The sequence below is a fragment of the Actinoplanes sp. NPDC051513 genome (genome assembly GCF_044454685.1).
GTDB lineage: Bacteria > Actinomycetota > Actinomycetes > Mycobacteriales > Micromonosporaceae > Actinoplanes.
On record NZ_JBITDW010000001.1, the window covers coordinates 578,428 to 588,206 of the forward strand.

Genomic DNA, 9,779 nt, shown 5'->3' on the forward strand with positions numbered 1-9,779 from the left:
ACTCTTGGCTGCGTAGGCGCAGACGAGGGAGGCCGTGGTGTTGCTCCGGTTCCGGGCCACCAACTTCGCATCGATCAGGGACGAGCAGGAACTCAGCATGATCGCGCTGGACGATCATGCTGAGTTGGCAACCTCGGCGCTGCCGCTGAGCAAGGATCGGGCCCTACCCGCGGCGGGAATCTTCGGTTCGAACGCGTCGGGCAAATCCAACCTGATCAAGGCGATGGACTTCGGCAGGGCGACCGTCATCGAGTCGCATCAGCGCTGGTTGCCCGAAGACCCGATTCCGCGTTGGCCGTTTCGGCTGGACACGGAGAGCAGGAACGCACCCAGCGAGTTCGTCTTCGAATTCGTGCACGACGGAGTCCGGTACGAGTACGGCTTCTCCCTGAACGACACGGTGATTCTGGAGGAGTGGCTCTTCTCCTGGCCCAAGGGGCGACGGCTCGTGCTCTTCGAGCGCACCGGCATGGAGATCAGCTTTGGCTCCAGCCTGACCGGCCACAAAGCGGCAATCGCCGAGCTGGTACGCGAGAACAGCCTGTTCCTGTCGGCGGCGGCCGCCAACAACCAGGCGCAGCTGCGATCGGTGGCGGCGTGGTTCGGACGGTGGCGCCAAGTGACGACTGGCCCACCCCACCGCGCACCGTACGAGCCGGTTGACGAACAGACCATGAGCCTCTTGCGCTTTGCGGACATCGGGGTGATCGGCACTGCGATGAGGGAGCCCCCGCCGGGCGTCAACTGGCCGGTGAACCGCGACGGAAAGGGCGCGCGACGTCTGGAACTGATCCACAGGGCTCAGACGGCAAGTGGGGGCGAGACCCTGCCATGGACGTGGGAGTCATCGGGCACCCAAGTTTGGTTCCGCCTCAGCCGCCTCGCCATCTCCTGCCTGAACGACGGACGCATCCTGGCGATCGATGACCTCGGCAGCGACCTGCATCCGCTGCTGACCGCGCAGCTGGTCGGGCTTTTTCAGGACCGCCGGACAAATCCCCACGGCGCACAACTGATCTTCACCGGGCACGACGTCAACCTTCTGGGACGGCACGTCGAGTACCGCATGCGCCGCGACCAGGTCTGGCTGACCGCGAAGGACGGCGACGGCGCCACTAAGGTCTACCCGCTCACCGAATACGGCCGAGTCCGCGACGGGGTGGACGACGTGGAGGGCCGATACCTCCAGGGACGCTATGGCGCGGTGCCGTTCTTCGACCGATCGCTGCTTGAAGACCTTCTGCAGGAGCCCGTGTCAGATGGCGCGTAACAGTCGCCGACTCGCTCGGCGAGCCGGCGAATCGACCGAGGCCGAGACCATCGCGATCGTCTGCGAGGGCGAGAAAACCGAAGACATCTACTTCAGCGGAATCCGCCGAGAATTCCGGCTCGCGACCGCGCGCCTCCGCGTGGTCGGGCTCGGCGCCGAGCCGCTGCGCGTCGTTCAGGAGGCAGAGTCCCTCCGCCGGGAGTACGACCACACCTGGGCCGTGTTCGACGTCGAGGCACCCGGAGCCCACGCGGTCCCACATGCGCGACTCACGCAGGCCGTGGAGAGAGCAGATCGCCTCGGGATCCGCTGCGCCATATCGAACCCGTGCTTCGAGTTGTGACTGCTACTGCACTTTCGTTCCCAGACCGCGTTCGTCAACAACGAAGCCATCCGCGCCAAGGTCCGCCGATGCGATTGCGGCTATGACGCGAAGGGCTTCGATTTCGCCAAGGTTTGGCCCCATCACGGACGAGCCCTCCGAAATGCCATGGCGCTGGATGTCCGCCAGCGGAGCGACAACGCGGCTCTCGTCGATCGCAACCCCTGGACCAGCGTTCATGAGCTCGTGGCAAAGCTGCTCGAGCTCGCCGAGCACTAGAAGAGCGTGAGCTCGTCCTTGGCCATGCCGCGGAGCCTGTCGTAATCGACGACCACGCAGCGGATGCCTCGATCGGTGGCCAGGACCCGGGCCTGGGGCTTGATCTCCTGGGCGGCGAAGATGCCCTGCACCGGGGCGAGCAGCGGGTCGCGGTTCATCAGCTCGAGGTAGCGGGTCAACTGCTCGACGCCGTCGATCTCGCCTCGGCGCTTGATCTCGACGGCTACCGAGCGGCCGGCGGCGTCCTTGCAGAGGAGGTCGACCGGGCCGATCGCGGTCATGAACTCGCGGCGGACCAGGATCCAGCCCTCGCCGAACGTCTCGGGGTGTGCGGCCAGCAGCTCCTGCAGGTGGGCCTCCACACCATCTTTGACCAGGCCCGGGTCGACGCCCAGCTCGTGCGAGGTGTCGTGCAGGATCTCCTCGAGGGTGATCCGCAGTTCCTCGCCGGCCTTGTTCACGACCTTCCAGACCCCGGGCGCCTCCTGCAGCTTGCAGGGCGGGCTCATCCAGTTCAGGGGCTTGTAGGCGCGGTCGTCGGCGTGGATCGAGACCGAGCCGTCGGCCTTGACCATCAGCAGCCGGGTGGCGGGAGGCAGGTGGGCGGACAGCTTGCCGACATAGTCGACGGAGCACTTCGCGATGACCAGACGCACCCGAAGACAGTAGCGGACTCGAACGAGGTAGCCCGAGTGTGGCGCTCGCACGTGGGTGCCATGCTGGAATCGTGCTCGAAGCATTGACCGGCACCGGTCTCGCCGCATCGGCGGGCCTGAATGCCTACATCCCCCTGATGGTGATGGGCCTGCTGGCCCGGTACACCGAGCTGATCGACCTCCCGAACGGCTGGACGTGGCTGGCCAACGGCTGGGTGCTGACCCTCCTCGGCCTGCTGCTGGCCGTCGAGGTCGTCGCCGACAAGGTGCCGGTGGTCGACCATGTCAACGACGTCGTGCAGACCGTGGTCCGGCCGACTGCGGGCGGGCTCGCGTTCGGGGCCGGCTCGGGAGCCCAGACGGTGACGGTGAGCGACCCGGGCTCGTTCTTCACCTCGCACCAGTGGGTGCCGGTCGTGGCCGGCGTGCTGATCGCGCTCGGTGTGCACGGGGTCAAGGCCGCGGCCCGGCCGGTGGTCAACGTGAGCACGGCCGGCTTCGGGGCGCCGGTCGCGTCGACGGCCGAAGACATCGGCAGCGTTCTCATGTCGGTCCTGGCGATCCTCATGCCGATATTGGTCCTGGTCGGACTGGGTTTGCTGATCTGGGGCGCGGTGCTGATCGTCCGTCGGCGGCGACGCAAGCGGGAGATCGCGGCTTCCGAGACCGCACGACTGTTTGGTTGACTGCTCCGGTGCCCGCCGTCGCCGTGCCCGCCTTCGCCCTCTCGTGGTGGGCGGCCTGCTACCTGATCGGCCGTGATCCGGCGCGCGGCCCGTCGTCCCGCGCGGCCGCGGCGCTCCTGGCGTACGCGATCGGCGTGGTGACCTGGACCCTCGCTCCTGGCTCGGCGACCGCCGAGATCTTTCTCTGCCTGCCGGCGTTGTTCTGGGCGGGGACGGCGGTCTCGTTGCTGCCGAAGGTGGTGCCGGAGCGCCGCCAGATCGACCTCGGCTGGCTGATCCTCTCGGCCCCGTTCCTGCTGATGCTGGTGGCGCTGCCGCCGACCGGACGGCTCGTGGTGATCGCGCCGATGGCCGGTGGCGTGGTGCTGCTCTGGCGGTTCCGTGACCAGGTGCAGCCGACCGTCCTGCCGGCGGCGCTCGCGGTGGTGGCGGGCCTCTACGCGGCGGGGCTAGCGGCGCTGCTGCTGGTCGATGTGGGCGCCCCCGAGCTCGTGATCGCGGCGATCGGTGTCGACCTGCTGATGCTCGGCTTCCTGGTCGCGGTGGCCGACGCGCTCGACGTGGGCGAGCGGCTGCGGCCCGACCTGATCCGCTCGCTGGTCGCGGCGCTGCTCGGCGTGGTGGCCGTCGGCGCTCCGGCCGCGCTGACCATGCGGGCCTCCTCCGGAACCACCGCGACGGTTTTGCAGTTCGTGCTGGTCGCCGCCGTGATGACCGGGATCGGGCTGATCGGTCAGCTGCGCCGGTGGCTCGACTCGATGGCGTTCCGGCACGACGAGCGGCTGCGGCAGGACCGCTCGGCGCTGCTGGCGCTCACCGAGGCGCTGCCCCGGCGGCGGCCACGGCAGCGGCTGATCGACACCCGGCAGCCCGACTTCCTCCGCTTCACCCGGCAGGCGCTGGACAACTACGGGCGGCTCGGCCGGCTCATGCGCAGCCCGCTCACCGGCCTGCCGGCGGTCGACCGGCGGCTGTCCGGCCTCACCATCGAGCAGCCGCTGGCCCGGGCCATGGAACTGCGGGCGGTGCTCCAGGAGAGCATCGACCGGCTGCGGCCGGCCGGGGAGTTCGCGACCACCGACGAGTGGCGGCACTACAACGCGCTCTATTTCTGCGTGGTGCTCGGGCTCGATCCGTACGCGCGCAGGCGCCGCACCGACGGCCTCGACCGGGAGGCGCGACGGGCGCTCGACTGGATGCGCCGCTACGTGCCCCGGCGCTCGCTGCGGCGCTGGCAGGACGAGGCGACGGCGATCGTGGCCCGCCGGCTGTGGGACGAGCTGACCCACACGGATCCACGCTGGCTCACCCGGGTCACGACACGCAGCACATAATCACCGTGTTTGGGACAAAATAGGTAAAGTCCCCCAGTGTGAGTCACCGCAACGCGCTGGTCGCCGCCATCCGGCAGGAGCTGGCCGAGGCGCGCGGTGCCGCCCGTGCGGTGCTGGCCGCGGCCGAGACGGCGCGCGGCGAGGCGCAGACGCGGCGGCGGCTGGTGCGGGACGCGTACGGCACCTGCCTGAACCAGCTGGCCGAGGCGCGCGACACGGCCCGCCGCGACATCCAGCGCCGCTTCCAGTACGAGACCGCGAAGCTGGCCGGGAACGTCCGCCGGGTCGCCGCGCTCAGCGCCACCGGCGCGGCCGCGGCGCCGTGGCGGCTCTGGGCGCCCAGCGAGCCCGAGCGTGGCGGACGCCCCGGCCTGCTGCGGATCGGCACGCTCGCCCTCGACGACGCCACGCCGCTGCCCGCGCTGATCCCGCTGCTCGACGCCGCCCATCTCGACCTCGCCGGGCCGCCCTCGATGGTCGACGGCATCATCACCGGCCTGCTGCTGCGGGCGCTCGGCAGCACCCGGCCGGGCGACGTGCAGCTCACCGTGTACGACCCCGAGCACCTCGGTGGGACGCTCGCGGCGTTCGCGCCGCTCGGGATCAGCTTCGTCGGACCGGGCGGCGTCGGGGCGATGCTCGACGAGCTCGTCGAGCACATCTGCCGGGTGAACGAGACGGTCCTGGCCGGAAGCTCGCGGGTGGAGCCGTGGCGGGTGGTCGTCCTGCTCTTCGACGCCCCGGACCTGCCGCCGGCCCAGCGTGCCCAGCTCGACCGGATCACGCGGACGGGCGTGGCCTGCGGGGTGCACCTGATCGTGCGCGGGCTGCGGCTGACCGACCACGAGACGGTGGTGCGCGTCGACGCCGACGCGAGAAGATGCGACACCACGGGTGATCTGGAGATCTCCCTCGACCCGCCGCCGCCCGCCGACCGGGTCGTCTCGTTCTGCAAGGAGACGGCCGAGCGGATGCGGGCCGGCCCCCCGCCCGCCCAGCTCTCCGACCTCTCCCCGGCGACGTTCTGGGCCGAGACGTCGGCGCACGGCCTGATCGCACCGATCGGCGACAGCACCGACGGCTCACTCATCGACGTGCCGCTCGGCGACGACCCGCCGCACGCGCTGATCGGCGGCCCGTCCGGCTCCGGCAAGACCAACCTCGTCTACGCCTGGCTGGCCGCGCTCGCCACCCGGTACGGCCCCTCGGAGCTGGCCCTCTACCTGCTCGATTTCAAGGAGGGCGTGTCGTTCGCCCGGTTCGTGCAGGGGCCGCGCGACCCGAGCTGGCTCCCGCAGGTGCGGCTCGCCGGCATCAACGTCAACGGCGACCGCGAGTTCGGCCTCGCCATGCTCCGCCACCTCGGCGAGGAGCTGCGAACCCGGGCACAGGCCGCCAAGCGGCACGACGCCACCAAACTCGCCGAGCTGCGCGCCGAGGATCCCACCGGCGTATGGCCGCGCATCGTCGCCGTCATCGACGAGTTCCAGGTGCTGCTCGGCGGCCGGGACGCGGTGGCCGACGAGGCCGTCACCCTGCTCGAGGACCTCGCCCGGCGCGGCCGCTCGCAGGGCATCCACCTGATCCTCGCCTCGCAGGACGTCTCCGGCATCGAGGCGCTGTGGGGCCGCTCCGGGCTGGTCGGCCAGTTCACCCTGCGGATCGCCCTGCCCAAGGCCCGCCGCATCCTCGCCGACAACAACCTGGCCGCGGCGGTCATCCCGCGGCACCACGCGGTGGTCAACACCGAGTCGGGCACGGCCGGGGCCAACGTGGTCGTCCGGTTGCCGGACGCCGGGGACCGGCTCGTCTGGCGGACGCTTCAGCGGCGGCTCTGGCGGCTGCGGCCGGACGGCTGCGAGGAGCCTCGGCTGTTCGACGGGGACGCCGTGCCGCGGCTGCCGGCGTCCTGCCGCCCGGCCGGACTGGTGCCGGACGCCGCGACGCCGGTGGGCTCATCGCCGGGCGCGGTGCTCGGGGAGCGGATCGACGTGGCGGCCCGGCCCGCGCGGCTGCGTCTCGGCCGGATGCCGGGGCGGAATCTGGCGGTCCTCGGCACCCGCACCGACGAGGCCTGCGACGTGCTCGCGTCGGCGGCGCTCTCGCTGGCGGCGCAGGGACCGGCGCACTTCAGCATCGTCTGCCTCGATCCGGACGCGGCCGGGCCGGCCGCGCGGCTGATCGCGGAGCTGCCGTCGGCCGACTGGTTCGATGCGCTCCCGGAACTGCCCGATCTGGACATTCCGCATTACGTGCTCGGCTATGCGCTGGATGCCGGGGTGGACGCCGGCACCCTGCGGCGGCTGGTCACCGACGGGCCCGAGCGGCGCACGCACGTGCTGGGCTGGTGGCGCTCGGTGTCCCGGCTGCGCGACAGCCTCGGCGGCCCGGCGAGCCGGCTCGACCCGATCGGCGCGTGGGTGGCGCTCGACATCCAGGGCGCCGACCTGACGCCGCTGTATCCCCAGCCCGGCGGCCCGGCCTGGTATCCGCGCACCCGCCGCGCCCTGTTCTTCGACCGGTCGGTGCACCGCACGCCCGAAGTGATCATCCCGTACGAGGTGAACAGTGACCACACGTGACGGTCAGTCCATCGGCCGCGACTACCAGCTGATGGTCAGCGCCCTCGCCGAGGCGGCCCGCCGGCGCGAGGCCGAGCTGGGCGGCGCCGAGCAGGCCTATCAGGAGAACGCCGCACAGGCCGCGGGAGAGCTGGCCCGGGCCGAGGGCGACGCGCTGTCGGCCGATCGGTGGGCGGGCGCCGCGGCGGCGCAGGTGCTCGACGTGGACCGGGAGGCGGCCCGGCTCTGGGACCAGCTGCGGCGGGCGCGCGGGATCCGGATGCGGTCGCTGGGCGAGGTGCCGGAGCCGGCGTCGATCGAGATCCTGCCGCGCGTGGCGCTGCCGCGCACGCCTTCGGCCGTCCCGGACTCGCCGGAGGAGCCGGAGTCGCCGCGGATGCTGCTGGCCCGGGCGGCGTCGCGCATCGACGTGACCGTCTCGCCCGCCGGGCGGCGGGCGATGCCGCGCTGGGCGCTGCCCTTGCTGCCGGTGGTGGGCGCGCTGGTGGCAGCGCTGGCGGGTCTGGTCGCGTCCGGCTTGGTGACATTCGGGGGTACGGGTATCTGGGGCGGCCCGGTGCTGCGGGCCCTCGGGTGGCTGGCCTTTCTGGTGGCGCCCTCGGCCGGGGTGCCGGTGGCGGCCGTGTCGGCGCATCGGTGGCTCGAGGCCAAGCTGGACATCGGCGGGATCGGGCTGACCCTGCTGGGCGGGATGATCGCCGCGACGCTGATGTCCCTGGCCTTCGCCGCGACCCACTGAGAGCCGCGGTCGGCCCTTGAAGATCAGTGCAGCGTGTCGCGATAGGCGAGCGTCAGCACGGCGTGGGCGACCAGGACGGCCTGCGCCTTGGTCTCGTACGGGCCGACGTGCAGCTCGACGGCGTGCGGGCCGAACAACGCCCGGACCGCCCAGCTGTCGGGGTGCCGGTCGTCCTCGCGGCTCTGTTTGACGATCACCTGGGTGGCCGAGCGGATGTTCACCGCCGACCACTTCTCGCTGCCGGCCGGCCAGGCACGGAACCAGCCCGGCGCCACCGCCAGGGCCTCGCTGCTCGCCTCGGCCAGGGCCCACTGCGTCTCCTCCGGAGACGGCGCCACCCGCATCTCGTCACCTCCCCCATGTCGACAAAGACCCTAGAGGGGAAGCGCCGGGCCCGCGGCCGAACGGCCGAACTCGGGCCCGGCGGCAGCGCTTCTCAGTAGGTGTAGAAGCCCTTGCCCGTCTTGCGGCCCAGGTCGCCCGCGGTGACCATGCGCTGGAGGAGCTCGGGCGGGAAGAACTTCTCGTCGGCGGTGTCGCGGTAGATGTTGCCGGCCGCGTTCAGCATCACGTCGAGGCCGGTGAGGTCCACGGTGGCCAGCGGGCCCATCGCGTGGCCGAAGCCCAGCTTCATGACCGTGTCGAGGTCGGCCGGGCTGACCACGCCCGTCTCGACCAGCTTGATGGCCTCGACCAGCAGGGCGGAGAAGAGGCGGTTCGAGACGAAGCCGGCCACGTCGCGCTTCACCTCGACGCAGGTCTTGCCGACCTCCTCGGCGAAGTTGCGCGCGCTCGCCAGGGTGTCGTCGGAGGTCTGGTAGCCGCGGACCAGCTCGACCAGCTTCATCATCGGGACCGGCGAGAAGAAGTGGATGCCGACCACCGACTCGGGGCGCTCGGTCACCGTGGCGATCTGCGTGATCGGGATGGCCGACGTGTTGGTGCCGAGGACCGCGCCGGACTTGCAGATCTTGTCGAGAACGCGGAAGACCTCGTGCTTGGCCTCGACCTTCTCGTAGATCGCCTCGACCACGACGTCCGCGTCGGCGGCGGCGTCCAGGTCGGTGGTGGGGGTGATCCGCGCGAGGGTGGCCTCCGCCTCCTCCGCGGTGATCTTCTGCTTGTTCACGAAGCGGTCCAGGGAACTCCGGATCGCCGTCATGCCGCGGCTCGTCGCGGCGTCGTCGACGTCCCGCATGGTGACCTGCCAACCGGCCTGCGCCGAGACCTGCGCGATGCCGGAACCCATCAAACCGGAGCCGATGACCGCGAGTCGACCCGCCATGTGCTTCCCCTTCTGCCGATGCATGTGCCCTCGCGCTCACATTACCGGTGCTACTTAACGGGGATTCAGGCCTGGGTGGTCATCCCGATCGGGGCAATTCCCGCGAAACGGCCGCGCGGCGGTGCCAGAATATGCCCATGGCCTCAGGCAACGGCTGGTACCTCGTCGGGCCACTGATTGCCGTCGGTCTGGTCGGCCTGCTCGGCGCCGTGTTCTGGCGCATGGGACTGCATTGGACGTTCGCCCGCGAGGACGGCGGCGACCGGTATGCCGACGGACTCGCGATCTTCGGCGAGCCGGACGACTACGGCCTGCTCTGCCCGGCCGCGGTCACCGACGATGCGGAGGTGGCCGACGAGATCAGGCGGCTCCTCGGCGACGCCGGCATCCGGGCCACGCAGGCCGTCGACCGCGACGGCCGGATGGCGGTCCTGGTCTTCGCGGAAGTGGTCGAAGAGGCCCGCCGCCTGGTCGGCGACTCACCCGCGCTGTAGTGACCGAAGTGGGGGGGGGGGGCCCCCCCGGGGGGGGCCCCCCCCCCCCCCCCCCCCCCCGGGGGCCGGCCGCCCCCAACAACCGGGGCCCCACCCCCCACGAAACGCGGAGGTAAAGAATAAGCGGGCGGG

Annotated in this window: 11 protein-coding genes; 7 read left to right on the forward strand and 4 right to left on the reverse strand. The window is 71.3% G+C overall.

Features of this window, described 5'->3' with window-relative positions; translation table 11 throughout:
* The first annotated feature begins 37 nt into the window (after positions 1-37).
* Positions 38-1,270: an ATP/GTP-binding protein gene (locus ACIA5D_RS02700; RefSeq protein WP_396028069.1), complete on the forward strand. Its 1,233-nt coding sequence runs from the start codon at positions 38-40 to the stop codon at positions 1,268-1,270.
* Positions 1,260-1,613 carry an RloB family protein gene (locus ACIA5D_RS02705; RefSeq protein WP_396028070.1) on the forward strand — a complete coding sequence of 118 codons (354 nt, stop codon included), beginning with the start codon at positions 1,260-1,262 and terminating at the stop codon, positions 1,611-1,613. Before ACIA5D_RS02700 ends, ACIA5D_RS02705 begins: the two co-directional genes overlap by 11 nt.
* A gap of 3 nt (positions 1,614-1,616) precedes the next feature.
* Here ACIA5D_RS02705 and ACIA5D_RS02710 read toward each other — a convergent pair whose 3' ends face one another.
* Positions 1,617-1,868, reverse strand: a complete 252-nt coding sequence (locus ACIA5D_RS02710) for a hypothetical protein (protein ID WP_396028071.1) — start codon at positions 1,866-1,868, stop codon at positions 1,617-1,619.
* Positions 1,868-2,527: an endonuclease NucS gene (gene nucS / locus ACIA5D_RS02715; protein ID WP_396028072.1), complete on the reverse strand. Its 660-nt coding sequence runs from the start codon at positions 2,525-2,527 to the stop codon at positions 1,868-1,870. Before nucS ends, ACIA5D_RS02710 begins: the two co-directional genes overlap by 1 nt.
* A gap of 71 nt (positions 2,528-2,598) precedes the next feature.
* Here nucS and ACIA5D_RS02720 point away from each other — a divergent pair, with 71 nt between their 5' ends.
* Genes ACIA5D_RS02720 through ACIA5D_RS02735 form a run of 4 tightly spaced genes read left to right on the forward strand, consistent with a single transcriptional unit; the run spans position 2,599 to position 7,868 of the window.
* A complete protein-coding gene (locus ACIA5D_RS02720; RefSeq protein WP_396028073.1) occupies positions 2,599-3,213 on the forward strand; it encodes a DUF4126 domain-containing protein in 615 nt (204 codons plus the stop codon).
* An 8-nt stretch (positions 3,214-3,221) separates the two neighbouring features.
* A complete protein-coding gene (locus ACIA5D_RS02725) occupies positions 3,222-4,547 on the forward strand; it encodes a hypothetical protein (protein WP_396028074.1) in 1,326 nt (441 codons plus the stop codon).
* A 38-nt stretch (positions 4,548-4,585) separates the two neighbouring features.
* Positions 4,586-7,129 carry an FtsK/SpoIIIE domain-containing protein gene (locus ACIA5D_RS02730; protein WP_396028075.1) on the forward strand — a complete coding sequence of 848 codons (2,544 nt, stop codon included), beginning with the start codon at positions 4,586-4,588 and terminating at the stop codon, positions 7,127-7,129.
* Positions 7,116-7,868 carry a hypothetical protein gene (locus ACIA5D_RS02735; protein ID WP_396028076.1) on the forward strand — a complete coding sequence of 251 codons (753 nt, stop codon included), beginning with the start codon at positions 7,116-7,118 and terminating at the stop codon, positions 7,866-7,868. The genes ACIA5D_RS02730 and ACIA5D_RS02735 overlap by 14 nt, the downstream gene beginning before the upstream one ends.
* A gap of 23 nt (positions 7,869-7,891) precedes the next feature.
* Here ACIA5D_RS02735 and ACIA5D_RS02740 read toward each other — a convergent pair whose 3' ends face one another.
* Together ACIA5D_RS02740 and ACIA5D_RS02745 are read right to left on the reverse strand one after the other, a co-directional pair.
* Positions 7,892-8,212 carry a hypothetical protein gene (locus ACIA5D_RS02740; protein WP_396028077.1) on the reverse strand — a complete coding sequence of 107 codons (321 nt, stop codon included), beginning with the start codon at positions 8,210-8,212 and terminating at the stop codon, positions 7,892-7,894.
* 92 nt (positions 8,213-8,304) lie between these two features.
* Entirely contained in the window at positions 8,305-9,153 is an 849-nt protein-coding gene (locus tag ACIA5D_RS02745) for a 3-hydroxyacyl-CoA dehydrogenase family protein (protein ID WP_396028078.1), read from the reverse strand.
* 137 nt (positions 9,154-9,290) lie between these two features.
* On the opposite strand from ACIA5D_RS02745, the gene ACIA5D_RS02750 reads away from it, so the two are divergent.
* A complete protein-coding gene (locus ACIA5D_RS02750) occupies positions 9,291-9,647 on the forward strand; it encodes a hypothetical protein (RefSeq protein WP_396028079.1) in 357 nt (118 codons plus the stop codon).
* Positions 9,648-9,779 lie beyond the last annotated feature (132 nt).

Coding starts and splice junctions, on each gene's coding strand:
- ACIA5D_RS02705 (WP_396028070.1), top strand. CDS start 1,260: ATGGCGCGTAACAGTCGCCGACTCGCTCGGCGAGCCGGCGAATCGACC.
- ACIA5D_RS02740 (WP_396028077.1), bottom strand. CDS start 8,212: ATGCGGGTGGCGCCGTCTCCGGAGGAGACGCAGTGGGCCCTGGCCGAG.
- ACIA5D_RS02745 (WP_396028078.1), bottom strand. CDS start 9,153: ATGGCGGGTCGACTCGCGGTCATCGGCTCCGGTTTGATGGGTTCCGGC.
- ACIA5D_RS02750 (WP_396028079.1), top strand. CDS start 9,291: ATGGCCTCAGGCAACGGCTGGTACCTCGTCGGGCCACTGATTGCCGTC.